Raw genomic sequence first — 24,215 nt, forward strand, 5'->3', positions numbered from 1 at the left:
TTATCCGGCTACCAGGTAGGCGGCACTGTTGGGCGCAACCACGGATTGATCGGCGGCCGATCCCTCGGCGCCCGGTTCTGCAGCGCTCGACAACGCCACCCGGTAACCGTCGGGGATGGGCGTGGGCTCCGCGCCGGTGTTGACCACCACCAGCACATCGCGGTTGCGGAACGCCAGGACGCCGAGGTCGGGGTCGTGGTTGTCCGCCCAGCAGAATGTTCCGGATCCCAGGCCGTGGCTCCGGCGCGCCGCGAGCGCGGAGCGGTACAGCTCCAGCGTGGAACCCTTGACCCCGTCCTGCCGGTCAGCGGCGAGATCCCCGAAGACCCCGGGCTGGGGCAGCCACGGTGCGGCCGGATCCGTAGCCGAGGAGGCCGCCGCGAAGCCGTACCCGGGTGCTGCGGATTTCCATGGCAGCGGCACACGGCAGCCGTCGCGGCCGCGCTCGATGCCATTGGTCCGGAAGAACGTCGGGTCCTGGCGGGCCTCGGCCGGCAGCGAGGTGTGCTCGGGCAGGCCAAGCTCTTCGCCCTGGTAGATGTAGGCGGATCCGGGGAGGGCCAGGGACACAAGGGTGGCGGCCCTTGCCCGGGCGAGTCCGAGTTCGGCGTCGGGCTGTTCGTCCTCCGCGGCAATGCCCTTCGGGAAGGTGGTGGGGTCCTGAAGGCCGAAGCGGCTCGGATGGCGCACGGTGTCATGGTTGCTCAGGACCCAGGTGGACGGTGCACCCACAGACGCGGCTGCCTCGAGGGAGTCCTCGATGGCCGTGGCCATCCGCCGGGCGTCCCAGCCGGCGAGGAGGAAATCGAAGTTGAAGGCCTGCTGCATCTCGTCCGGCCGGATGTACCTCGCCAGCCGCTCGGCCGGTTCAACCCATGCCTCGGCGACCAGCATGCGGTCGCCGTCGTACCCGGCAAGGACCCTGTTCCAGTCGCGGTAGATGTCGTGGACGCCGTCCTGGTCAAAGAACGGCGACGGCGGATACAGCGGCGATACGGGCTCATGCTCCGCGCCGCCGGCGGCAGCGTCCGGAAGGTTGCCGGCGTGGGATGCGTGCGCCGTGTGCGGTTCAACTGCTTCTCCGTGGGCCCCCGGGGGATCCGCCACGTGGGCGGTTTCGGCGGAGCCTTCCACCATGGCGGCCACGCCCTCCCAGTCCGGAAGGCCGGCCTCCTTCACCATGCCATGGGCAACATCCACCCGGAAGCCGTCCACGCCCCGGTCCAGCCAGAAGCGGAGTACGGAACGCATCTCCTCCCAGACCTCGGGGTTTTCCCAGTTGAGATCCGGCTGCTTCGTGTCGAACAGGTGCAGGTACCAGTCTCCGGGGGTGCCGTCCGCATCGGTCGTCCGCGTCCAGGCCGGCCCACCAAAGATCGACTTCCAGTTGTTGGGAGCGATGTTTCCGTCGCCGGAGCCGGGGACCTCGTCCTTCCCCGGCCGGAACATGTAGCGCTCCCTGGCGGCCGAGCCGGGCTCCGAGGCGAGGGCCTCCTGGAACCACACGTGTTCATCGGAGGTGTGGTTGGGCACCAGGTCGACGATCACCTTCAGGCCGCGGCCGTGGGCCTCGGCCAGCATGGCGTCGAAGTCCGCGAGTGTGCCGAAAGCGGGATCCACCTGCCGGTAATCCGCGACGTCATAGCCGCCGTCGGCCTGCGGTGATTTGTAGAACGGCGAGAGCCAGACGGCGTCGACCCCGAGCTGCTGCAGGTAGGGCAGGCGTGCCGTGACACCCGGCAGGTCACCCATGCCGTCACCGTTCCCGTCGGAGAAGGAGCGCGGATAGATCTGGTAAACAACCGCGTGGGCCCACCACGCTGCCGTCTCGGAAGCCGGCGTGCTAATCGGGTTATGGGTCATGGTTGCCTCTCGGGTAACAATTCGGTGTAAACGCTTGCATATCTTCGGGCAACGTTACTAGTGTGACTGTCACCACATCAACCGCACGATTGATTTCCATGTCACTCAGCGAGGAGTCTCCAGCCAATGAAAACCCCAAAGTTCTTACTCCCGGTTGCCACCGCCGGCATACTCGCCCTGACACTGTCCGCCTGTGGCGGCGGCGGGGGCGGCACCACGGGCGGCGGCGGCGGTGCCGGGGGCGGCGACGCTGCCAACAACCTTGATGGCCGCGGTCCCATTACCTATGTGCAGGGCAAGGACAACAGCAACGTCGTCCGCCCGCTGATCGAAAAATGGAACGCCGCGCACCCGAACGAGAAGGTGACGTTCAAGGAGCAGACGGACCAGGCGGACCAGCAGCATGACGACATCGTGCAGCACTTCCAGGCCAAGGACGCCAGCTACGACGTCGTGGACGTCGACGTCGTATGGACCGCTGAGTTCGCCGCCAAGGGATGGCTCCAGCCGCTGAAGGACAAGATGGCCTTCGATACAGGCGCCATGCTGAAGCCGACTGTCGAAAGCGCCACGTACAAGGGAACGCTCTACGCGGCCCCGCAGACCTCTGACGGTGCCCTGCTCTACTACCGCAAGGACCTGGTCCCCACTCCGCCGAAGACGTGGGACGAAATGATGGGCATGTGCTCCATCGCCAAGCAGAACAACATTGGCTGCTACGCCGGGCAGTTCAGCAAGTATGAGGGCCTCACCGTCAACGCGTCGGAGGCCATCAACTCGGCCGGCGGCTCCGTCCTGGACGCGGACGGCAAGCCCAGCCTGAACACCGACCAGGCCAAGGCCGGCCTGGCGAACCTGGCCAAGGCCTACGCGGACGGCAACATCCCCAAGGAAGGCATCACCTTCCAGGAGGAGCAAAGCCGCCAGGCGTTCCAGAGCGGAAAGCTCCTCTTCCTCCGCAACTGGCCCTACGTCTACAACCTGGCCACCACTGAAGGTTCCTCGGCAGTGAAGGACAAGCTGGGCATCGCCCCGATCCCCGGCAAGGACGGCCCCGGCGCCTCGTCGCTGGGCGGCCACAACCTCGCCGTCAGCGTTTACTCCAAGAACAAGGCAACGGCCCTGGACTTCCTGAAGTTCATGACGTCGGAGGAAACCGAGAAGTTCTACGCCACCCAGGGTTCGCTGGCACCGGTGCTCGGGTCGCTCTACACGGACCAGGCCCTGGTGAAGAAGCTCCCGTACCTGCCCGTCCTGAAGACCTCCATCGAGAACGCCAAGCCGCGCCCGGTCACCCCGTTCTACCCGGCAGTCACCAAGGCGATCCAGGAGAACGCGTACTCAGCCATCAAGGGCGAGAAGCCAGTGGACACTGCACTGTCTGACATGCAGAAGTCCATTGAATCCGCCGGTGCAGGATCGTAGTTCTGCCATGGCAACCGAAGTAGGCTCGACGCCGGTCAAGGCACCGGCGTCGGGCGGCACCCCGGTCCACCACGGCCCCAAGGGCGTGGGTGAGGACAACAAGATTCTCAGTCAGGGCAGGTGGGCCACATGGCTCCTGGCCCCGACCATCATCGCCCTTGCGGTGGTGATCGTTTACCCGATCATCAGCGCAATCGTGATGTCCTTCCAGAAGGACGCCGGCCTTGATCCCGCCACCGGCCTCTTTACGGCCGGCGGCTCGGCCGGCGTTCAGAACTACGTCAACTGGCTCGCCCAGCAGTGCTCCGCCCCGGCAGGCGGAACGGTCGCGTGCCCGCCGGGCACGCTCGGTTCGCAGTTCTGGTCTGCCACGGCAACAACCTTCTTCTTCACCGTGGTGACCGTGGCCTTCGAGACCGTCCTGGGTTTCTGGATGGCAATGATCATGGCCCGGACCTTCAAGGGCCGGAGCATGGTCCGCGCTGCTGTGCTGGTGCCGTGGGCCATCCCCACCGCCGTCACCGCGAAGCTCTGGTTCTTCATCTTCGCCTTCGAGGGCATCGCCAACAAGCTGTTCAACACCTCAATCCTGTGGACGGGCAGCGAGTGGCCGGCGAAGTGGGCGGTGGTCATCGCGGACGTCTGGAAGACCACACCGTTCATGGCTTTGCTGATCCTCGCCGGACTCCAGATGATCCCGGCCGAGGTTTACGAGGCCGCCAAGGTCGACGGCGCCTCTGCCTGGCAGCGTTTCCGGCTGATCACGCTGCCGCTGGTAAAGCCCGCGCTGATGGTGGCCATCCTGTTCCGCACCCTGGACGCACTGCGCATGTTCGACCTGCCCTACATCCTCACCGGCGGCGCGAACAACACCACCACGCTGTCCATCCTGGTGATCAACCAAATCAGGCAAGGGTTCAATGCCGCCGCGGCGTTGTCGACCATCACCTTCATCATCATCTTTCTTGTCGCGTTCATCTTTGTCCGGTTCCTCGGCGCAAATGTTGTTGAACAGAGCGGCGCCACAGGTAAGGGGAAGAAATGACCGCCGCGACAACCTCCGCAGCAACCCTGCGCGCGGAGCAGGACCGAGGCCGCCGGAAGGCTCAGAACAAGGAACGGTGGGCGCAGGGCAGGACCTACATCAGCGCCGCCGTCATCCTGATCTGGTGCCTGGCACCGGCGTACTGGATGGTGGTGACGGCGTTCCGCGAGGTGGGCTTCACCTACGACACCTCGATCCTGCCCAGCCATGTCACGCTGGACAACTTCAACACCGCGTTCGACACCTCCTTCGGCAACCGGTTCGGCCAGGCCCTGCTGAACAGCGTCTTCATCGGCGGCGTGGTTACGCTGGTGTCGCTGATCATCGGTGTCTTCGCGGCGTACGCGCTCGCGCGGCTGAACTTCCGGTTCAAGTTCCTGGTGCTCGGGTTCATCCTGGGGGCGTCCATGTTCCCCGGCGTTGCGCTTATCACCCCGCTGTTCCAGCTGTTCACCAACATCGGCTGGATGGGCACCTACCAGGCGCTGATCATCCCGAACATTTCGTTCGTCCTGCCGCTGACCGTCTACACCATGACCTCCTTCTTCCGGGAGATGCCATGGGAGCTGGAGGAGTCGGCCCGGGTGGACGGCTGCACGCAGGGACAGGCCTTCCGCAAGGTCATCATGCCCCTGGCCGCACCCGCGATCTTCACCACGGCGATCCTGGCGTTCATCTCCTCGTGGAATGAATTCCTCATTGCCAGCCAGCTCTCGAGTGACGCAACCCAGCCGGTAACGGTGGCAATCGCCAACTTCGCCGGTGCCCAGCCGAACCAGGTCCCGTACACGGCCATCATGGCTGCCGGCACCATCGTCACCATTCCGCTGGTCATCCTGGTGCTGGTGTTCCAGCGCAAGATTGTGGCCGGTCTGACGGCGGGCGCAGTCAAGTGACGCACGGGGCAGCACCGCAGAACAGGAAACCGGAACCGGCCGCACCCAGGCGCGTCCGCTCCGGCGAGGACTTCGACATCATCATCGGATTCCTCGGCTTCTGGGCCGTGGTGCTGCTCGTCGTCACCGTCTGGATGGAGGTGACGGCGCAGCCCGCGGTCGGCTGGGCCCTGGGCCTGCTGGCCACACTGCTCGCACTGTATGGAGTGATCAGGCTCCGCAGGCGGCTTCCTGCGCGCACGGCCACGCGCCGCAGGTGAGGCCGGCGGGACTAAAATGGATTCTTGCCGCCTGGAGGACAGCATGGCGGATACCTGCATGAGGACGTAGAGAGGACATCGTGGCGCGCACTACTGAAAGGGCACAGCGCGGTGGCCACTCAGGAGTCAGCATCGAAGACGTAGCCGCCGCTGCAGGCGTTTCCACGGCAACGGTGTCCCGCGCCGTGCGCGGCCTGCCGCGAGTGTCGCCGGCCACCCGGGAAAAGATCCTTGAGGTGGCCACGGCACTCGGTTACGTCGCGTCGTCGTCGGCGTCCGGCCTGGCCACCGGACGCACCAAGACCATCGGCGTGCTGGCTCCCTTTGTGAGCCGGTGGTTTTTCTCGAAGGCCATTGAGGGCGCCGACCGTGAACTGCACGCCCGGCAGTACAACCTTTCCCTCTTCAACCTCGGGGGCCACGGCAGCCACCGCGAGCGGCTGTTCAGCAAGACCATGGTCTACAAGCAGATCGATGCCCTGCTGGTCCTGTGTATGGCGCTTACGCGGGATGAACTGGAGCACCTGCAGAAGATCGATATTCCGCTGGTGGTGGTGGGCGGCCATGTGGAGGAATGCGCCTACATCGGCATCGACGACTACGCGGCAGCCTCCACCGCCGTCAAGCACCTGATCGAACTTGGCCACCGGGACATCGCGCTGCTGCACGGCGACGACGAAACCGACCTCAACTTCGACGTTCCCCGGGTCCGCATCCTGGCCTTCCAGGACGTGATGAATTCCGCGGGCCTGGAGGTCCGGCCCGAATGGGACGAATGGGGAGACTTCACCGTCCGCAGCGGCCAGGAGGCATTCCGCCGGTTGTGGGCCCAGCCCGGGGAAAAACCGACCGCCATCTTTTGTGCCTCCGACGAAATGGCCATGGGGGTCATCTTCGAGGCGAACCGGGTCGGTGTCCGGGTTCCGGAGGACCTGTCCGTGATCGGCATCGACGACCACGACTTTTCCGATGCCATCGGACTGACCACGGTTGGGCAGCGGCCCGACGAGCAGGCCGAGCTCGGCACCAAGATGCTGCTCGACGAACTCCTGGGGATCCCCGGTTCGGTGAAGTCCTCCGTCGCGCCCCACCGCCTGATCGTCAGACGCACGACGGCGCCGCCCCGGTCCTCCTGACCGTTCACCGTGGGTTTGGGGCCGGCAATTCCCCGTGGCGCGCCGGCGCTCGCCGCTGCCGGGCTTACGAAGCCCGGGCCAGCTGGCGGATCGGGATCCAGCGCGAAGCGAGCCGCCGGTAGGCGGCGGCAGCGCCTGTCATGTCCCCTTCTGCGAGGCACTCGATGCCAAGACGCACGTCCATGGGGGAGTCATCCGGGTAGACCTTGTCCGCCACCGCGCCGTAGTCCAGCTCCACCATGGAGTCGGCGTGGAAGAGCTCCAGCCATTCGGTGAGCTGCGTGAGGTCGTCCAGCATGTCCAGGTCCGGCGCGGCGAGGGCAAGGTTCGCGACGGCGTAGCGCACCCGGTCGAGGGCGTCGGAGATGGGCGTCCACACGCGTACGGTGAGGATCCTGCCGCCGGCCTCGACGACGTCCTGCGGGTCGGACTCGAGGAACAGCGAAAACCAGCTGAAGGGGATGCCCCAGGTGGAGGCGCGGGTGTGCACCCGGGTGACGCCGTCGCGCGCGTTGACCAGGTCGATGCGTTCCTGGTGCCTGTCCCGCTGCTCCTCGGGGATCAGCAGCTCGGCCAGCGGCCCGTGGATGCCTTCGATCAGCGCATTGGCCGCCAACCCGGCCCGAAGCACCAGCTGGCTGGGGCAGTAAAGGAGCCCCACGCCGTCGGCCGTTTCTTCCTCGGAGCCTTCCTTGGCGGCATCCTCCACGGGGACACCGGGGGATCGGGTGACCCGCACAAGATCGGTCCGCCCCGTGGGGAACGGATCGCCGCCGGGTCGGGTGATCCTGCCCAGCGAAGCCAGCAGTTCCGCGTTCTCGACGGCGGCGCGCGACACCGCGCGCTCACCGGCTGATTTGATGGCGGCCCGCTGGTCCTCGGGAAACGCGTCCAGCGGCTCGTAGACGCGCAGCGTGGAGGAGAACGGGAGCCCGGCCTGGCCCCGGTAGAGGTTGCCCGTCATGAATGCCTGCCTGTCATCAGCCGTCAGCCTACATCAGTCGGTCAGTTCCACAATCACCGGTGCGTGGTCGGACGCGCCCTTGCCCTTGCGTTCCTCGCGGTCGATCGACGCGCCGGAAACCCGTGAGGCGAGCGCAGGCGAGGCGAGCACGAAGTCGATCCGCATGCCCTCCTTCTTGGGAAAGCGCAGCTGGGTGTAATCCCAGTACGTGTAGACGCCCGGGCCCGGGGTGTGGGGGCGGACGACGTCGGAGTACCCCACGGACTCGAAGGCGCGGAACGCGGCGCGCTCCGGTTCGCTGACGTGGGTGTAGCCCTGGGTGAGGAACAGGTCGATGTCCCAGACGTCGTCGTCCGTGGGGGCGATGTTCCAGTCGCCCATCAGCGCGACCTGCGCGGACGGGTCCTCGGAGATCCAGCCGGCCGCGTGGTCCTTGAGGGAATCAAGCCACTTGAGCTTGTAGGGCATGTGCTCGTCGTCGAGGGAGCGCCCGTTGGGGACGTAGAGGCTCCAGACGCGGACGCCGCCACAGGTCGCGGCCATGGCACGGGCTTCCTGCACGGGATCCTTGCCCGCCTTGCCGAAGTGCGGCTGGTCCGTGAAGCCGCGTTCGACATCGTCCAGGCCCACCCGGGAGGCGATGGCCACACCGTTCCACTGGTTGACGCCGTAGTGCGCCACCTCGTAGCCCATGCGCTCGAAGAGCTCCCACGGAAAGTTGTCGTCCTTGCACTTGGTTTCCTGGATGGCCAGGACGTCACAGTCGGAGCGCTGCAGCCACGCCTCCACACGGTCGGCACGGGCACGCAGCGAGTTCACATTCCAGGTAGCTATCTTCACAGTCCTAACTTACCGAACTTGGACGCGGATGGGGGTTCCGGCGAACGCCTGCCGGTATTGCCCGAAGCGCGTCCGAAACGGGGCTCTTTGCCGCGGGACACGCCGGATTTGACGCTCCGAGGCGGCGGGTTCCCGGCCAAAGTGCCCCACGACGGCGGCACTCCACCCTGGCTGCCAACACCGCCCGGCGGACTCTGGAATTTAGTAGGAAGTCCGAGTAGATTCAGCACCAGAGATGACCGGGGTCATGCAAAGGAGCATCCATTGGTTCGCGAACCTTCCCACTACATTGGCGGCCGGCGGGTAGAAGGCACGTCCGGCCGGTACGGCGACGTCTTCGATCCCTGCACCGGCGAGGTCCAGGCCAAGGTGCCGCTGGCGGGCGCGGAAGAAGTCCGCAACGCCATCGCCAACGCCGAAAAAGCCCAGCCGGAGTGGGGCGCCATGAACGCCCAGCGGCGCGGCCGCATCCTGCTCAGGTTCGTGGACCTTGTGAACCAGAACATGGATGAGCTCGCCGCCCTCCTGTCCTCGGAACACGGCAAGACCCTCGCCGATGCCAGGGGCGACATCCAGCGAGGCATCGAGGTGGTGGAGTTCGCCGCCGGCGCCCCGCACCTGCTCAAGGGCGAGTTCTCCGACGACGCCGGCGCGGGCATCGACGTCCACTCCATGCGCCAGCCCCTGGGCGTGGTCGCAGGCATCACGCCCTTCAATTTCCCCGCCATGATCCCGCTGTGGAAGTCCGGGCCCGCGCTCGCGGCAGGCAATGCCTTCATCCTCAAGCCGTCCGAACGCGATCCGTCCGTGCCGCTGCGGCTGGCCGAGCTCTACTCCGAGGCGGGGGTCCCGGACGGCGTCTTCAACGTGGTCAACGGCGACAAGGAAGCCGTGGATGCGCTCCTCGAGGACGGACGTGTCCAGGCCATCGGCTTCGTGGGTTCCACCCCGATCGCCCAGTACATCTACGCCACGGCGGCTGCCCACGGCAAGCGGGCCCAGTGCTTCGGCGGCGCCAAGAACCACATGGTGATCATGCCGGACGCGGACCTGGACATGGCCGCCGACGCCCTGATCGGCGCCGGCTACGGCTCGGCCGGAGAACGCTGCATGGCGGTGTCCGTGGCCGTCCCCGTGGGGGAGGAGACCGCGAACAACCTGGTGGCCCGGCTGCAGGAGCGGATCAAATCCCTGAAGGTGGGGCACAGCACGGCCAAGGACTCCGACTTCGGGCCGGTGGTGACGCCCGCCGCCAAGGAGCGGATCGAGGGCTACATCAAATCCGGCGAGGAGGAGGGCGCCTCGCTCCTGGTGGATGGCCGCGGCCTGGCCGTGGACGGCTACGAGGGCGGCTTCTGGATTGGCCCCACCTTGTTCGACAACGTCACCAAGGACATGAAGATCTACCGCGAGGAGATCTTCGGCCCAGTACTCAGCGTCCTCCGCGCACCCGACTATGACGAGGCGCTGCGGCTCTGCAGCGAGAACGAGTTCGGCAACGGGGTGGCCATCTTCACCCGCGACGGGGACGCGGCCCGGGACTTCGCCAGCAGGGTGCAGGTGGGAATGGTGGGCATCAACGTCCCCATTCCGGTGCCCATTGCCTACTACACGTTCGGCGGCTGGAAGGCGTCCGGGTTCGGTGACCTCAACCAGCACGGCGCCGACGCCTTCCGTTTCTACACCAAGACCAAGACCGTGACCTCGCGCTGGCCCTCCGGCATCCGGCAGGGCGCCAGCTTCATCATGCCGGAAGGAAGCTGATGACTGAACCTGCCCCGAACGGAACGCCGGCACCGTCCTCCGAACCGGAGACGCTTCCCGAACCGGACGTAGTGTTCGAACAACGGGGCAAGCTGGGGGTGGTCACGCTCAACCGGCCCAAGGCAGTCAACGCGCTCACTGCCGGCATGGTGGCCGCCGTCCTGGAACAGCTCACCGCCTGGGCGGACGACGACACCGTGGCCACCGTGCTGGTCCAGGGTGCCGGCGACCGCGGCCTGTGCGCGGGCGGGGACATCGTGGCCATCTACCGGGACATCCTCGCCGGCGGCGGCGAAACAGCCAGCTTCTGGGCGGATGAATACCGCATGAACTCGCTGATCGGGCGGTTCCCCAAGCCCTACGTCGCGTTCATGGACGGGCTGGTGCTGGGCGGCGGCGTGGGCATCTCCGCGCACGGCTCCCTGCGCATCGTCACCGAACGGACCCGGACCGGGATGCCGGAGACCACCATCGGTTTCGTGCCCGACGTCGGCGGCACCCTCCTGCTCGCACACTCACCGGGGGAGACAGGCACGCATGCTGCCCTCACGGGCGCCCACCTCAGCGGGTCGGATGCGCTGTTCCTGGGGCTGGCCGACCACTTTGTTCCGTCCGGAAGGCTCGCGGAGCTCGCCGCGGCGCTGGAACACGAAAGCGCGGAAACCGCCGTCGTACGTTTTGCCGAAGAGGCGCCCGCCTCCGCACTGGAGGCACAGCGGGACTGGATCGACGCCTGCTATTCCGCGGACGACGCCGAGGAGATCGTCAGGCGGCTGCGGGCCGCAGGAGGGGAAGCCGCGGCGGCCGCCGACACCATCGAGGCGAAGTCGCCAACCTCCGTCAAGGTGACCCTGGCCTCGCTGCGCAGGTCGCGCGGGCTGACCCTGGATGAAGTGCTCGTGGAGGAATACCGGGTGGGGCTGCACTGCCTCAGCGGCCCGGACTTCCGGGAGGGGATCCGGGCGCAGGTGGTGGACAAGGACCGCAACCCCCAGTGGCGTCCGGCCACGCTGAGTGAAGTGCACACGGACGACGTCGAGCGGTACTTTGCGCCGCTGGGGGACCGGGAACTGGTTCTGTGGGAAAAGGAGTCGGACCATGCCTGATGAAGCAACCATGCCTGACACAGCCAAACCGCGCGTTGCCTTCCTGGGGCTGGGCCACATGGGCGGCCCCATGGCGGTCAACCTGGTCAGGGCAGGTTATGAGGTGATCGGCTTCGATGTGGTGCCCGCCGCGCTGGACGCCGCGCGGGGGCATGGTGTCCCCATCGCCGCGAGTGCCGCGGAAACCGTCACCGGCGCCGACGTGGTGCTCACGATGTTCCCGAGCGGCCAACACGTGCTGGATGCGTACCGGGGCAGCGGCGGGGAGCCGGGACTGCTGGCCGCCGCGCCGCCGAACACCATGTTCCTTGACTGCTCCACCATCAACGTCGATGAGGCACGGGAAGCGGCCGGACTGGCCCTCAACGCCGGGCACCGGTCCGTGGACGCGCCGGTTTCCGGCGGCGTGGTGGGGGCGGAGGCCGGGACGCTGACGTTCATGGTCGGTGCACTGCCGGAGGACTTCGAGACGGTGCGGCCCCTGTTCGACGTGATGGGCAAGCGCGCGGTGCTGTGCGGAGAGCATGGCGCCGGCCAGGCGGCGAAGGTCTGCAACAACCTCATCCTGGGTGTCTCGATGATTGCCGTCAGCGAGGCGTTCGTGCTCGGGGAGAAGCTCGGGCTGACGCACCAGGCCCTGTTCGACGTCGCATCCGCGGCGTCGGGGCAGTGCTGGGCCCTCACCACCAACTGCCCCGTCCCGGGACCGGTGCCCACCAGTCCGGCCAACCGCGACTACCAGCCCGGGTTCGCCGGGGCCCTGATGGCCAAGGACCTCCGGCTGGCGCTCAACGCCCTCCGGTCCACCGGCGTGGCTGCCCGGATGGGTCCGCTGGCCTCCGAGATCTATGACACCTTCGCCGCGGAGGGCGGGGCAGGCCGGGATTTCTCCGGCATCATCACCGACATCCGGGACAAGTCAGGACAGTAGGCTTAGTTTCAGGACATACCAACCACGTGAGGGGCATGGATGACGCACGAGTACGGGAACATTCTGGTGGAGCGCCGCGGGCGCGTTGGCCTCGTGACGCTGAACAGGCCCGAGGCCCTGAACGCCCTGGACAGGACCACCCTGGAAGAACTCGTGTCGGCGGTTGCGGCCATGGACGCAGATCCCGGTGTGGGCGCCGTCGTGATTACCGGCTCCGGGAAGGCCTTCGCCGCGGGCGCCGACATCAAGGAGATGGCGGACAAGGGCTATCTGGAGATGTACGACGCCGACTGGTTCCGCGGGTGGGAAGACCTCACCCGCCTGCGCATCCCGCTGATCGCGGCGGTGTCCGGTTTCGCCCTGGGCGGCGGCTGTGAACTGGCCATGATGTGCGACTTCATCATCGCCGGCGACAACGCGAAGTTCGGCCAGCCCGAGATCAACCTCGGCGTCGTTCCGGGCATGGGCGGGTCGCAGCGGCTCACCCGCGCCGTGGGCAAGGCCAAGGCGATGGACATGATCCTCACCGGCCGGTTCATCGACGCGGACGAGGCAGAGCGCTCAGGCCTGGTGGCGCGCGTGGTGCCGGCCGCGGACACCGTGGAGGAGGCGCTGAAGGCCGCGGAGGTTATCGCGTCCAAGTCGAAGCCGGCTGCCATGCTGGCCAAGGAGGCCGTCAATGCGGCCTTCGAGACGGGGCTGGCGCAGGGCGTGCTGTTTGAGCGCCGGCTGTTCCATTCGCTGTTCGCCTCGGAGGACCAGAAGGAAGGCATGGCTGCTTTCACGGAGAAGCGCCAGCCGGAGTTCAGGCACCGGTGAGCACTCCGCTGACCGGGGAGCGCACAGTGAAGGGCACTTCGCTGCGCGTTATCCCGGCAGCCATGGTCTCGGTGGCCGGCTTCGTCCTGTTCGCGCTGGACCAGAGCCTGCCGGGCTATGCCCTGCTCGCCGCCGCCCTCGTGGTTGCGGCCCTGGTGGACCGGCTGCTGTTCCGCGACCTCGCGCTGATTGCCGCCGGGGTGGCCATTATCAGCGCAGTGCCCATCACCACCGACGTCAGCACGTCCCACATGCTCGTCATGGGATCGGCCATGATCGCTGCCGTGGCGATCCCCTACGCGGTGTCGCGGTTCGTCACCAAAGAGCATGCGGTGGTTTTTCCGGTCCGGACCGGGCAGAAATGGACACTGGCGGAGAAGTGGTACCTGCCCGCCGTCGTGGTGATCGGTTACGCCCTGCTCCCGGTCTACATGATCCGGACCGGGGTTTACCTGAACTGGCCCGCCGTGCACGACCCCGAGGGCATCGCACGGCTCTTCGTGGGCACCAACGCCCTGGGCATCTGGGACGAGCTGTTCTTCATCTGCACGTGCTTCGCGCTGCTGCGCCGGCACCTGCCCGACTGGCAGGCCAACCTGCTGCAGGCGGTGCTGTTCACCTCGTTCCTGTGGGAACTGGGGTTCAGGGCCTGGGCGCCGTTCTTCATCTACCCCTTCGCCCTGCTGCAGGCCCGCATCTTCACGGTGACGAAGTCGCTGTCGTACATCGTGAGCGTGCACCTGCTCTTCGACTTCGTGCTCTTCCTGGTGCTGCTCCACGCGCACAACAGAACGTGGATCGACATCTTCCTCTACTGACCGGGCTAATCCTCTTACCTCCGCTGGAGTTTTTGTACAGATATCGGCCGCTAAAGGCGCTTTAACCCGCGATATCTGTACAAAAACTCCAAGGTGGGGGGCCGGAAATTGCCGCCTCGAATTCACCCGGCGTTAATCGCAATGCCTTAGCGTTGCACTTCAGGCAAACCTGCTATTGCAGGCAATCCTGTTATTCGAGGCAACGCGAAGAGGGGAACGATCGTGGCCGATATTGCTGCTGTACTGGGACGGCTCACCGCAGCCGAGCTTGAAGAAATCCATGCCACCGGCCCGCAGGGGCACCTGAGCCGCAGGATCGTGGAGGCGCTGGACCGGGCTGCCGGCGGTCCAGGCGGCGGCCGCGGCTACTATGTTCCGGCCGGAAGCGTCAGCGGAACGGGCAGCCCGCACGATGTGCTGAGGAGCGACGTCGCGGCCTGGCTTTTCGGGCATTCCGCACCGGCCGCCGTCGCCGACCCCGCTTAAAAGCCGCCGGCTAGCCCGCGGCCTGTGCCGCGGGCGTCAGGGAGGGGGCCGCGGCGTCCGTGGATCCGGCATTCTGGTGCCGGAGGCCGCTGTCGAGGATGGTGCCGAGCAGGCCGTGCGCCGCCTCGAGGACTTCGCGCACCTCGGGGGACGTCAGCTCGTAGAACAGCCGGCCGTCCTTCCGCGAAGGAACGATCAGCCGCTGGCGCCGCAGGATGCCGAGGTGCTGTGAGAGGTTCGAGGCCTCGAGGCCGGTGCCGTCCCGGAGGCTGCTCACTGTCACCGGGCCGCCGACCAGCATCTCCAGGACCAGGATGCGTGCAGGGTGTCCCATGGACTTAAAGAGGTCCGCTTTTACCTCGGTGTGAATCACGCCGTCGGGCATGTCACCCATTATGGATTCCTTCCACTGTCCTTGCAGTCGCACTGTCCGACCCGCCAAACTGGTGCCCCCAAGGCGTATAGACCTAAGTATAGAGACAGAACGGTCTGTCCCCGCGAAACAGGCAAGAACTTTTGCCGGGGCCGCGCATAATAGCGGCTGGCCGTGCCGGACAACCCTTGCCAACATGCGGGAAGTAGTTCACAATTTCATAAATTCCTCAATTTCCGCCCCGGCTCACCTGCGGGCGCGGCACTGAGAAAACTTCAGCTGCTTCCGGCGACGACGACGTCCCGGACGCCGTGTTCCCGAATCCAGGAGGGCTAAATGGCTGGCATGTTCGAACTCTTCACCGACGCAGAGGCTTCATTCAGGTTCCAGCTCACCGCCCCGGACGGCACCGTGATGGCCGTGTCCCGCCCTTTCCCCAGCAAAGCGGCTGCCGTTGAAGGGATCGCCGCCGTCCGTGAATATGCCGGAATGGGGCACGTGAAGGAACTGGCCGCGGCACCGGCGGAGCGGTTCCCCGTCGCCCGAGCCCGTGCTGCCGTACATCCGCTGCCGAAGCGAATGCCCGTTCAGTGCCAGGGGATGGCCGGGTAGGGCGGCAGGGAGCCCCCATGAGCCTTCCGAAATCCGTGCGGGCGTACTCGAGCGCCCTCGGGCCGGTAGACTGTGATGCCGGGACGTTCCACTATGACGCCGTTTCGGGCCGGCTCGAATGGTCTGATGAGCTGTACGCGCTCCACGGTTACCGCCGCGGCGAGATCGTCCCCACCATGGAGCTTCTCTATGCGCACAAGCACCCGGACGACAGGGAACGCTGCCACGACATCTTCATGGCAGCCTGTGAGGCGGGCGGATTCTTCTGCAGCTACCACCGCATCATTGATGCGCGCGTGCGGGAACACCGTGTCCTCACTGGCGGCGAGGCGCTCGTGGAGGACGGCAGGCTCGTTGCTGTTGAAGGATTCATCGTTGACCTGACCAGCACGCTGCACTGGGAAACTGAACGGGCGGCGCGGGAAGCGGTTGAAGGTGCCCTTGGCACGCGGGGCACCATCGAGCAGGCCAAGGGCATCCTCATGGGAATCCTGCGGATCGGTTCCGAGGCGGCATTTGAGCTGCTGGCCCAGTACAGCCAGGACACCAACATCAAGGTGGCCAGCACGGCTGCCGACCTCGTGCGGCTGGCCAACAGCCCGGACCAGGCTGCCCTGCTCGACGCGTTCGTCCAGGAGCTCCGGCGGCGGTCGGAAGGACAAGCGGAGACCCCTGCGGACAAGCAGGGTGTGCCCAGCGGCTAGCCGGTAAAGTCCCCGGCGCCGCGGCGGAAGTCGCGCAGGATCCGGATCAGCTGGGTCACGTCGCCTTCGCCGAACCCTGACTGGCCGAAAACCTCGGTGTTGAGCACCGCCGTCGCCCGTTTTGCCAGCGTGCGGCCTTCGGCCGTGAGCTCGATCAGGGTGGTGCGCCCATCGGTGGGATGCGGTGAGCGCACCACCAGTCCCGCTGTCTGGAGACGGTCGACGGCGTTGGTCACCGAGGTGGGATGGACCTGGAGCAGGGCGCTCGCCTTGTTCATGGGCAGCGCGCCGCTCCTGGCGAAGCTGAGCAGCGCGAGCAGCTCATACCTCGCGAAGGTCAGCCCGAACGGCTTCAGGGCGCCCTCAATCCGCGCCATCAGGATCTGCTGGGTGCGCATGATTGCAGTGATGGCAGCCATCGGCGCGGCGACGTCACCCCAGCCGTGGGTCTCCCAGTTGCGCTGCGCGTCGGCAATCGGGTCACGGGGCAAGGGAGCGCTCATGGCTCAGCCCTGGTTTCTCAGGCCCGGAAAATCCGATTCGGAGTATTCCGTGCCGGGGCCGAGGGAGGCGCTGCCCGTGCCCGGCGGGGTGCCGTCCGCGTGGCGGAGCTCCTCGCTGTGCCGCAGCTCCACCCGGCGGATCTTGCCCGAGATGGTCTTTGGTAGCTCGGCGAACTCAAGCCGGCGGATGCGCTTGAACGGCGCCAGGTGGTCGCGGCAGTAGCGCAGGATCTCCTCGGCGAGCTCGGGCCCCGCTTCGTGGCCGGCCGCAAGCACCACGAACGCTTTGGGAACGGACAGCTTGAGCGGATCGGGGGAGGGGACGACGGCGGCCTCCGCCACCGCGGGGTGCTCGATGAGCACGCTCTCCAGCTCGAAGGGGGACAGCCGGTAGTCGGAGGACTTGAAGACGTCGTCGTCCCGGCCCACGTAGGTGATGACGCCGTGCTCGTCCCTGCTGGCCATGTCGCCCGTGTGGTAGTAGCCGCCGCGGAAGGCCTCGGCCGTCTTCTCCGGGTCGCCGTAGTACGACTTCATCAGCCCGGCGGGGCGGGGATCCAGGCGCAGGCACAGCTCGCCGTCGTCGGCCTCTTCTCCGGTGGCCGGATCGACGAGGACCACGTCATACCCCGGCAGGGGCTGGCCCATCGCGCCGATCTTCACGGGCTGGCCGGGGGTGTTGGCCACCTGCACGGTGGTCTCGGTCTGGCCGAAGCCATCGCGGATGGTCTGGCCCCAGGCGCGCTGGACCTGGCCAATGACCTCAGCGTTGAGCGGTTCGCCCGCGGAAACAACCTTGGCGGGAGGGTTTTTGAGGAGGCTGAGGTCGGCCTGGATCAGCATCCGCCAGACGGTGGGCGGAGCGCAGAAGCTCGTGACCTTCTCGCGGTCCATCTGCTCCATGAGGGCCTTGGCGTCGAAGCGTTCGTAGTTGTAGACGAACACGCAGGCCTCGGCGATCCACGGGGCGAACAGGTTGGACCAGGCGTGCTTCGCCCAGCCCGGGGAAGCCACATTCAGGTGCACGTCGCCGGGCTCCAGGCCGATCCAGTACATCGTGGACAGGTGGCCCACCGGATAAGAGGTGTGCGTGTGCTCCACGAGCTTGGCCTTGGACGTGGTGCCCGAGGTGAAGTAGAGGAGCAGGGTCTCGTCCGCCAGGGTGGGTGCGTCGGGGCTGAAGTCCGAGGGGGACGTGGCGGAATCCGCGTACTGCAAGCCAGTACCGGTGCCGGCGCTGGCGGCGTCGGCGATTTCGATGAGCCGGTAGCTTCCGGGCACCTCGGCAAACTTGCCGAGGTTTGAACTGCCGACGGCGGCCCAGGACGCCTCCCCGCGCTCCACCCGGTCTTTCAGGTCAGCCGGCCCCATGAGGGTGGTGGTGGGGATCAGCACGATGCCAAGCTTGATGCCGGCCAGCACGAGCTCCCACAGTTCAACCTGGTTGCCGAGCATGATAATCATGCGGTCGCCGCGCTTCACGCCCTGGCTGCGGAGCCAGTTGGCCACCTGGCTGGACCGTGCCGACAAAGCGGCGAAGCTGCGGCGGGTGGCCGAGCCGTCCTGTTCCACGATCACCAGTGCAGGATTACCGCCGGTGGCGGGATCGGCCGCGACGGCGTCAAACCAGTCGAGGGCGAAATTGAACTCCTTGGGCCGCGGCCACTCGAAGCCGGTCCTCGCCTGGCGGTAGTCCTGACGCATGGCGAGCAGCTGGTCGCGTGCGGCACGGAAGTCGTCGGTGACTGTCATGGGGCACCTTTCACCCGGGGATACACGTCCTAGTGATCCACATCACTGTGCAATATACTAGGACATCCAAGGGTTTGGAAGAGCGAAGGGATCTATGCCCGTGCAGCCACAAGGACGTGACAACGGACAGCCCGTAATGGCCATGACTGAAGACGCAGGGAGCCAACCACTGCCGTTTGCCGATGCGGATCTCATGTACGTTGTGGACCTGCTTCCGCCGGCCGAGCGGACGCGCTATCTCGAAATCCGGGACTTCCTGCAGTCCAGGGTCCGGGCCCAGTCCATCGAGTACTGGAACCGGGAGGAGTTCCCGTTCGGGCTGCTCGCGGAGATGGGGAAGCACGGACTGGGCGGGCTTCAGACGGACGGGACGTCCACGCTGTTCAAGGGCCTCATGTACGTTGAGGTGGCCCGCGCCGACGTGTCCCTGTCAGCGCTGGTGGGCATTCACAACGAGCTGATCGTGGGCATGATCGACGCCCTGGGCTCGGACGAGCATAAGCAGCGCTGGCTGCCGGGCCTGACCGCCTTCACCCAGCTGGGAGCTTTTGCGCTGACCGAGCCGGACCACGGCTCGGACATAGCGGGCGGACTGGCCACGACGGCCCGGCTTGAGGACGGCGAATGGGTTATTGACGGGGCCAAGCGGTGGATAGGCGCCGGGACCATCGCAGACTTTGCGCTGGTGTGGGCCCGGGACGTGGCTGACCAGCAGATCAAGGGCTTCATCGTTGAGACGGACCGCCCGGGATACACAGCGACGAAGATCAGCAACAAGATCGGCCTGCGGATCATGCAGAACGCCGACATTCGGCTCGATGGCGTTCGCATTCCCGAGGCCAACCTGCTCCCGGGGGCCACGGACTTCACCAAGGCCAACGAGCTGCTGCGGGATTCCCGTGCGTGGGTAGGGTGGCAGGCTGCTGGCATCCAGCTGGCAGCCTTTGATGTTGCCCGCTCCTATTCGCTGCAGCGCCGCCAGTTCGGCAAGGAGCTGGCCCGCTTCCAGCTGATCCAGCAGCAGCTCGCCGAGATCCTGGGCAATGCCTCGGCCTCTCTGTCGCTGATGGCACAGCTGGCCCGGATCCAGGAAGGGGGCAGGCTGGAAATGGCCCAGGCGGCCATGGCCAAGGCCACCACCACCCGGCTGGCCCGCGCCTCCGTGGCGCTGGGGCGGTCCCTGCTGGGCGGCAACGGCATCAGCAGCGACTTCGAGATGGGAAAGCTCTTTGGCGACGCGGAGATCCTCTACACCTACGAGGGCAGCTACGAAATCAACTCCCTGATTGTGGCGCGCGCCGTGACGGGGAAATCAGCCTTCGTTTAGGGCGTCACTTTCGGGAGCGTGGCGGCTTCGCGTGCCGCCGCTTCCAGCCGCTGCACGTAGGCGGACTGCTCCGTGGCGCCGCGCTGGGGAAGGTTGGGGTCGTTGGGTCCCTGCCCGGCGGAGCCGTCGATGAGTTCCCGGATGATGTCCGCGTGCCCCAGGTGCTGGGCAGTTTCGGCGCACATGTGCACCAGCATCTGGTGCAGGGTCACGTTGCGGCGTTCCTCCCGCCACCAGGGCACAACGCCGGGAGCGTCCAGGGGCAGCGCTTCGATGGTGGCATCGGTGTGCGCCGCTGAAAAGTGGTGCAGCCCGACGATCTCCGCACGGGTCTGCTCCGGGGTGGCCCACATGTCCGCGTCGGGCTCGGCCCCGTCGGCGAACCAGGGCAGTACCCGGCCGCTCGGCCGTCCGAACACCTCGCCGAAATAATCCAGTTCCACGCTGGCCACGTGCTTGACCAGGCCCAGGAGGTTTGTTCCGGTGGGCGTCATCGGCCGGCGGATGTCGTACTCACCCAGGCCGTCGAGCTTGGCGAGGAGCTGGGCACGCCGTGTCCGCAGGTAATGGTGCAGGGTCGCTTTTTCATCCATGGCGGCACTCTACCGGGCGGCCCGGTGGTCTCAGGGACAGAAACCAAAACTCCCCTGTGCGTGCCAGGCACGGACAGGGGAGTCTTTGATGAGCCGTTACAGCGGGCGGATGTTCTCTGCCTGCGGACCCTTGGGGCCCTGGGTCACTTCGAATTCGACCTTCTGGTTTTCATCCAGGGAGCGGTAGCCGCTGGAGGCAATTGCCGAGTAGTGGGCGAATACATCTGCCGATCCATCATCCGGAGCGATGAAGCCGAAGCCCTTTTCGGCGTTGAACCATTTAACTGTGCCTGTTGCCATTGCTACTTCCTTTGTAACCCTTTTCTGGTCCTGCTCCGACAGCAGGCAGAGACGGAAACTGTTGTCCGCTGTCTCCAACCTATGGGCCATCCGCCGGGCGTGCAATAGCTGCCGTCATCAGGAGTCCCACCTGTAACGGGAGATTTTGCGCCCAAACGTCATTTGGAGACGCCGTTTCCGGCCCTAGGGAGTGGTCTCCGGGTCCTGTCCGGTGTCCTCCCACATGACGTCCAGGTTGCGGAACACCGGGGGACCGTCACACAGTTCCGCCATCTTCGCGGCGAAGTCCGAGGTTTCCGGGCGGTTCGAGTTCTCCATCGCCGATTCGTAGGAGTCGAATTCCACGATGGTGTAGTAGGTCCCGGGACGGTCGCGGTCCGCGGTGGCGCTGATGCGCCGGAATGTCGGGGTGGTGGTTCCCTCGGTTCTCGACGGGCGGCCCAGCGCTTCGATCTCCTCGATGCGCGAGGTCTGGAATTCGATGATCTGCACAAACCCGGCCATGACGGCTCCCTCGACGGCGGTGGTGACTGATGCGCATCACGGTAGACCCGGTGCAGGCACCGCGCAACCGTTTTTATGGCGTCAGCAGCACCTTGATGGCCCGGCGCTCGTCCATCGCCTTGTAGGCTTCGGGCGCCTCCTCCAACGGCATCTCGACGTCGAACACCCGGCCGGGATTGATGGCGCCGGACAGCACGTCCTTCAGCAGTTCGGGAATATAGGTGCGGGCAGGAGCCATTCCGCCTGAGACGGTGATGTTCTTGTCGAACAGGTAGCGCAGCGGGACCTCCGCGCCGCCCGTGGGGACGCCGACGAAGCCCAGGGCGCCCCCGGGCCGGACGGAATGCAGCGCCTGTTCCATGGACTCCTTGGTGCCCACGCACTCGAGCACGGAGTCCGCCAGGACGCCGCCGAGCAGTTCGCGGACCTTGGCGACGCCGTCGTCCCCGCGTTCCTCCACGATGTCCGTGGCGCCGAACTCGCGGGCGATGGCCTGCCTGTCGGCGTGGCGGGACATCGCGATGATCCGCTCGGCACCGAGCCGCCTGGCCGCCAGGACTCCGCACAGCCCCACGGCGCCGTCGCCCACCACCACAACCGTGCGGCCGGGGCCAACCCGGGCGCTGACCGCCGCGTGGTGGCCGGTGGCCATGACGTCGGAGAGGGTCAGCAGGCTGTTGCGCAGCTCTGCGTCCGGCTCGCCCACATCCGGCACCTTGACGAGCGTCGACTCGGCGAGGGGGACGCGCACGGCCTGGCCCTGGCCGCCGTCGACAGGGAACCCGGCGTCGTCCTTTCCGCCCCAGCCGGCGAGGTGCTCGCAGGCCACGGTGACGCCGTTCAGGCACTGCGGGCACTGCCCGCAACTGACCACGAAGGGGGCGATCACGAAGTCGCCCGCCTGAAGCGATGAATCGGAAGCGCCCGTGCTCTCCACGACACCGACGAACTCATGGCCGATGGCGGTGGGCCGGTGGACGGGCTTCACCCCGCGGTAGGGCCACAGGTCCGAGCCGCAGACGCAGGCAGCCGTCACCCGGACCACGGCGTCAGTGGGGAGCTGGATGGCCGGATCGTCGCGGTCCTCCACCCTGATGTCTCCGGGGCCGTGGATGATGGTGGCGCGCATGGCTGCTCCTCTTCAAGGGCGGGGCTGGATGGGTTCGAGTCTAGCCCCGCAGCTAGCGCATCCCCTCGCGGCGGATGGCGGTGGCGATGGCCGCGGCCCTGGTCTCCACGCCCAGCTTGGCGTAGATGTGGGCGAGGTGTGTCTTGACGGTGGCCTCGGAGATGAACAGCCGCTGCCCCAGCTCCCGGTTGCTGAGACCCTCGATGAGGAGGCTCAGCAGCTCGGCCTCCCGCGGGGTCAGCACCTCGTCGGGGTTGCGCAGCTGCTGGAACAGGCGCGATGCCACCGGAGGGCTCATGACGCTCTTGCCCTGGACGGCGCCGCGGATGGCGGCGAAAATTTCTGCGGGCGCGGCGTCCTTGAGGAGATAGCCCATGGCGCCGGCATCCACGGTACGGACGATATCGGCGTCGGAATCATAGGTGGTGAACACCAGCACGGCCTGCTTCCGGTTGCGTTCCCGGAGCTTTCGGATCGCCTCGATCCCGTCCATGCCCGGGCCCATCGCCAGGTCCATCACCACGACGTCGGGCGAGTGCTCCGCCACGGCGGCCAGGGCCTCCTCGCCCGAGGACGCCTCCGCCACCACATCGATGTCCGGCTGCGTGCCCAGCAGGGCCTTCAGCCCGCTGCGGACCACGAGGTGGTCGTCCACCAGAAGCACGGTGATGATGCTCATTCTTCTCCCTTGGCTGGCAGCGGTGCCGGCAGCTGTGCCGCCACAACTGTTCCCTCGCCGGGGGCGCTTTCCACAGAGAAGGCGCCGCCGAGCTGCTCCACCCGCTGCCGCATGGCCCGCAGGCCGTACCCTCCGGCGTCCGACGGCGGTGCTGCCGCCGCCGGATCGAAGCCAGTGCCGTCGTCGTAGATGTCCAGCGTGACCGCGCCCGGCAAAAAGCCGAGGGTGATGGTGGCGGTGGTTGCCGACGCGTGCAGCTTGATGTTCGCGGCGGCGCTCTGGGCCACCCTCAGGAGCGCATGGCGGACTTCGGCCGCCACCGGCCGGGGTTCGCCGGTGACCAGCAGCCGGGCGCCCGGCACATACTGCGAGGCGGCCTGCAGCAGGGCGTCGGGCAGCGGCGAGGCGTCGAGGCCCGGCGAGGCAAGCTCGTGGACCAGGCTGCGGGTATCGGACAGGTTCCGGCGCAGCAGCTCGCCGGCCTGCCGGAGGTCCTGCCGCGCCGCCGGCTCCGGCCACGCGCGGTTCGCGGCTTCGAGCAGGAGCAGGCTGCTGGCCAGGCCCTGGGTCACGGTGTCGTGGATTTCCCGGGAGACGCGCTCGCGCTCGGCGATGGTGCCGGCCCGGCGCTCGCTGGCGGCCAGCTGTCCTTGGGCGAGCGAGACTTCGCGGTGCAGCCGCCGTTGCTCGGCGGCGTCGTGCTCTATGCGGTCGTAGATCAGGGTCAGCAGGACGCCCACGGCGAGCGGGCCCAGCAGCATGGCGAGGTCGGTGCCGTCGCTGAGCCGGAACAGTCCTGCGGCGGTGGCTGCCGCCGTCGCCCCTGCCGCCGCATAGGCCACGGCACCGCTGAAGGCGGTGCGGCACAGGAAGAACAGCGCAAACGAGCACCAGGCAAAGCTGGGCGCGGAGACCACCAGCACGGCCCAGACCGCAACGAGCACGAACATCCACAGGGCCCACGGGCGCCGGCGTTGGGCGAGCACGGCGATGACGGCGTACAGGGCGCACGCGGCGGCCGCCAGCGCGAGGACCAGCAGGTTGTCCGCGGCGCTGTGCCGCATCACGTACCGCACCACCGAGGCCACGATGAGCACGGCGAAACCGAGGTGGACCGCTGCATCGATCCGTCCCATCCGGCTGCCGGCATCAGGGGAGGCAGGGCCGGTGCGTGCGGGCGGCAGGTCAGGTGCGGCAGGAGGGGCTGGGGAAGGCATGGCGGATCCGGTTCCGGTGGGTGACGTGCTACGAACCATGCTATTGCCCGCGCCGTTGCTGGTCTCTCAGCCTTTTGGCTGATAACGCCAGCCGGAAGGACCAGTCTGCCCCACCTGATGGCCTGATGCGCCCGTCTTGGCACGGGTCCACCATGGAAACGTAGCCGTT

26 protein-coding genes are annotated in these 24,215 nt (G+C 66.9%); 14 read left to right on the top strand and 12 right to left on the bottom strand.

What is annotated here, in order from left to right:
- The gene (locus ACFRAH_RS04420; RefSeq protein ID WP_377989703.1) at window positions 1–1,863 is read right to left on the bottom strand and encodes a glycoside hydrolase family 13 protein; all 1,863 of its coding nucleotides are present in this window, start codon (window positions 1,861–1,863) and stop codon (window positions 1–3) included.
- Window positions 1,864–1,989: 126 nt separating this feature from the next.
- Here ACFRAH_RS04420 and ACFRAH_RS04425 point away from each other — a divergent pair, with 126 nt between their 5' ends.
- The 5 genes from ACFRAH_RS04425 (at window position 1,990) to ACFRAH_RS04445 (ending at window position 6,625) form a co-directional block, all read left to right on the top strand.
- Window positions 1,990–3,288, top strand: a complete 1,299-nt coding sequence (locus ACFRAH_RS04425) for an ABC transporter substrate-binding protein (RefSeq protein ID WP_377989704.1) — start codon at window positions 1,990–1,992, stop codon at window positions 3,286–3,288.
- Between the two features lie 7 nt (window positions 3,289–3,295).
- Window positions 3,296–4,333 carry a carbohydrate ABC transporter permease gene (locus ACFRAH_RS04430; protein ID WP_377989705.1) on the top strand — a complete coding sequence of 346 codons (1,038 nt, stop codon included), beginning with the start codon at window positions 3,296–3,298 and terminating at the stop codon, window positions 4,331–4,333.
- Complete coding sequence (locus tag ACFRAH_RS04435; protein ID WP_377989706.1) at window positions 4,330–5,229, top strand: carbohydrate ABC transporter permease; 900 nt, start codon at window positions 4,330–4,332, stop codon at window positions 5,227–5,229. The genes ACFRAH_RS04430 and ACFRAH_RS04435 overlap by 4 nt, the downstream gene beginning before the upstream one ends.
- A complete protein-coding gene (locus tag ACFRAH_RS04440) occupies window positions 5,226–5,489 on the top strand; it encodes a hypothetical protein (protein WP_377989707.1) in 264 nt (87 codons plus the stop codon). The genes ACFRAH_RS04435 and ACFRAH_RS04440 overlap by 4 nt, the downstream gene beginning before the upstream one ends.
- Window positions 5,490–5,569: 80 nt before the next feature.
- Window positions 5,570–6,625: a LacI family DNA-binding transcriptional regulator gene (locus tag ACFRAH_RS04445; protein WP_377989708.1), complete on the top strand. Its 1,056-nt coding sequence runs from the start codon at window positions 5,570–5,572 to the stop codon at window positions 6,623–6,625.
- Between the two features lie 64 nt (window positions 6,626–6,689).
- On the opposite strand, the gene ACFRAH_RS04450 is transcribed toward ACFRAH_RS04445, so the two are convergent.
- Window positions 6,690–7,589 (bottom strand): hypothetical protein, encoded by a 900-nt coding sequence (locus tag ACFRAH_RS04450; protein WP_377989709.1) that lies wholly within the window; start codon window positions 7,587–7,589, stop codon window positions 6,690–6,692.
- A 33-nt stretch (window positions 7,590–7,622) separates the two neighbouring features.
- Window positions 7,623–8,429 (bottom strand): exodeoxyribonuclease III, encoded by an 807-nt coding sequence (locus ACFRAH_RS04455; protein WP_377989710.1) that lies wholly within the window; start codon window positions 8,427–8,429, stop codon window positions 7,623–7,625.
- A gap of 264 nt (window positions 8,430–8,693) precedes the next feature.
- Between ACFRAH_RS04455 and ACFRAH_RS04460 the strand changes: the two genes are divergently transcribed.
- The 6 genes from ACFRAH_RS04460 (at window position 8,694) to ACFRAH_RS04485 (ending at window position 14,353) form a co-directional block, all read left to right on the top strand.
- The gene (locus tag ACFRAH_RS04460; RefSeq protein WP_377989711.1) at window positions 8,694–10,193 is read left to right on the top strand and encodes a CoA-acylating methylmalonate-semialdehyde dehydrogenase; all 1,500 of its coding nucleotides are present in this window, start codon (window positions 8,694–8,696) and stop codon (window positions 10,191–10,193) included.
- On the top strand, window positions 10,193–11,299 hold the full coding sequence (locus ACFRAH_RS04465) for an enoyl-CoA hydratase/isomerase family protein (protein ID WP_377989712.1): 1,107 nt from the start codon (window positions 10,193–10,195) through the stop codon (window positions 11,297–11,299). The genes ACFRAH_RS04460 and ACFRAH_RS04465 overlap by 1 nt, the downstream gene beginning before the upstream one ends.
- Before the next feature lie 10 nt (window positions 11,300–11,309).
- The gene (mmsB, locus tag ACFRAH_RS04470) at window positions 11,310–12,230 is read left to right on the top strand and encodes a 3-hydroxyisobutyrate dehydrogenase (RefSeq protein WP_377989810.1); all 921 of its coding nucleotides are present in this window, start codon (window positions 11,310–11,312) and stop codon (window positions 12,228–12,230) included.
- Window positions 12,231–12,269: 39 nt separating this feature from the next.
- The gene (locus tag ACFRAH_RS04475; protein WP_377989713.1) at window positions 12,270–13,049 is read left to right on the top strand and encodes an enoyl-CoA hydratase; all 780 of its coding nucleotides are present in this window, start codon (window positions 12,270–12,272) and stop codon (window positions 13,047–13,049) included.
- Window positions 13,046–13,867, top strand: a complete 822-nt coding sequence (locus ACFRAH_RS04480) for a type II CAAX prenyl endopeptidase Rce1 family protein (RefSeq protein ID WP_377989714.1) — start codon at window positions 13,046–13,048, stop codon at window positions 13,865–13,867. The genes ACFRAH_RS04475 and ACFRAH_RS04480 overlap by 4 nt, the downstream gene beginning before the upstream one ends.
- Before the next feature lie 222 nt (window positions 13,868–14,089).
- Window positions 14,090–14,353 carry a hypothetical protein gene (locus ACFRAH_RS04485; RefSeq protein ID WP_377989715.1) on the top strand — a complete coding sequence of 88 codons (264 nt, stop codon included), beginning with the start codon at window positions 14,090–14,092 and terminating at the stop codon, window positions 14,351–14,353.
- A gap of 10 nt (window positions 14,354–14,363) precedes the next feature.
- Here ACFRAH_RS04485 and ACFRAH_RS04490 read toward each other — a convergent pair whose 3' ends face one another.
- Entirely contained in the window at window positions 14,364–14,747 is a 384-nt protein-coding gene (locus tag ACFRAH_RS04490; protein WP_377989716.1) for an ArsR/SmtB family transcription factor, read from the bottom strand.
- A 315-nt stretch (window positions 14,748–15,062) separates the two neighbouring features.
- Between ACFRAH_RS04490 and ACFRAH_RS04495 the strand changes: the two genes are divergently transcribed.
- Both ACFRAH_RS04495 and ACFRAH_RS04500 read left to right on the top strand, forming a co-directional pair.
- The gene (locus ACFRAH_RS04495) at window positions 15,063–15,338 is read left to right on the top strand and encodes a YegP family protein (protein WP_377989717.1); all 276 of its coding nucleotides are present in this window, start codon (window positions 15,063–15,065) and stop codon (window positions 15,336–15,338) included.
- A gap of 17 nt (window positions 15,339–15,355) precedes the next feature.
- On the top strand, window positions 15,356–16,042 hold the full coding sequence (locus ACFRAH_RS04500) for a PAS and ANTAR domain-containing protein (protein WP_377989718.1): 687 nt from the start codon (window positions 15,356–15,358) through the stop codon (window positions 16,040–16,042).
- Here ACFRAH_RS04500 and ACFRAH_RS04505 read toward each other — a convergent pair.
- Complete coding sequence (locus tag ACFRAH_RS04505) at window positions 16,039–16,545, bottom strand: MarR family winged helix-turn-helix transcriptional regulator (protein WP_377989719.1); 507 nt, start codon at window positions 16,543–16,545, stop codon at window positions 16,039–16,041. The genes ACFRAH_RS04500 and ACFRAH_RS04505 overlap by 4 nt on opposite strands.
- A gap of 3 nt (window positions 16,546–16,548) precedes the next feature.
- A complete protein-coding gene (locus ACFRAH_RS04510; RefSeq protein WP_377989720.1) occupies window positions 16,549–18,297 on the bottom strand; it encodes an AMP-binding protein in 1,749 nt (582 codons plus the stop codon).
- A gap of 142 nt (window positions 18,298–18,439) precedes the next feature.
- Between ACFRAH_RS04510 and ACFRAH_RS04515 the strand changes: the two genes are divergently transcribed.
- A complete protein-coding gene (locus ACFRAH_RS04515) occupies window positions 18,440–19,624 on the top strand; it encodes an acyl-CoA dehydrogenase family protein (protein ID WP_377989721.1) in 1,185 nt (394 codons plus the stop codon).
- Here ACFRAH_RS04515 and ACFRAH_RS04520 read toward each other — a convergent pair.
- The 6 genes from ACFRAH_RS04520 to ACFRAH_RS04545 form a co-directional block, all read right to left on the bottom strand.
- Window positions 19,621–20,217: a DinB family protein gene (locus ACFRAH_RS04520; RefSeq protein WP_377989722.1), complete on the bottom strand. Its 597-nt coding sequence runs from the start codon at window positions 20,215–20,217 to the stop codon at window positions 19,621–19,623. The two genes, ACFRAH_RS04515 and ACFRAH_RS04520, sit on opposite strands and share 4 nt — an antisense overlap.
- A 96-nt stretch (window positions 20,218–20,313) precedes the next feature.
- Window positions 20,314–20,517 carry a cold-shock protein gene (locus ACFRAH_RS04525; RefSeq protein WP_003799085.1) on the bottom strand — a complete coding sequence of 68 codons (204 nt, stop codon included), beginning with the start codon at window positions 20,515–20,517 and terminating at the stop codon, window positions 20,314–20,316.
- 183 nt (window positions 20,518–20,700) lie between these two features.
- Window positions 20,701–21,021 carry a putative quinol monooxygenase gene (locus ACFRAH_RS04530; protein ID WP_377989723.1) on the bottom strand — a complete coding sequence of 107 codons (321 nt, stop codon included), beginning with the start codon at window positions 21,019–21,021 and terminating at the stop codon, window positions 20,701–20,703.
- A gap of 73 nt (window positions 21,022–21,094) precedes the next feature.
- On the bottom strand, window positions 21,095–22,150 hold the full coding sequence (locus ACFRAH_RS04535; protein ID WP_377989724.1) for a zinc-dependent alcohol dehydrogenase family protein: 1,056 nt from the start codon (window positions 22,148–22,150) through the stop codon (window positions 21,095–21,097).
- A gap of 52 nt (window positions 22,151–22,202) precedes the next feature.
- Window positions 22,203–22,829: a response regulator gene (locus ACFRAH_RS04540; protein WP_377989725.1), complete on the bottom strand. Its 627-nt coding sequence runs from the start codon at window positions 22,827–22,829 to the stop codon at window positions 22,203–22,205.
- On the bottom strand, window positions 22,826–24,046 hold the full coding sequence (locus ACFRAH_RS04545; RefSeq protein WP_377989726.1) for a sensor histidine kinase: 1,221 nt from the start codon (window positions 24,044–24,046) through the stop codon (window positions 22,826–22,828). The genes ACFRAH_RS04540 and ACFRAH_RS04545 overlap by 4 nt, the downstream gene beginning before the upstream one ends.
- Window positions 24,047–24,215: the final 169 nt, after the last annotated feature.

This window comes from Arthrobacter sp. NPDC056727 (assembly GCF_042790555.1).
Classification (GTDB): domain Bacteria; phylum Actinomycetota; class Actinomycetes; order Actinomycetales; family Micrococcaceae; genus Arthrobacter.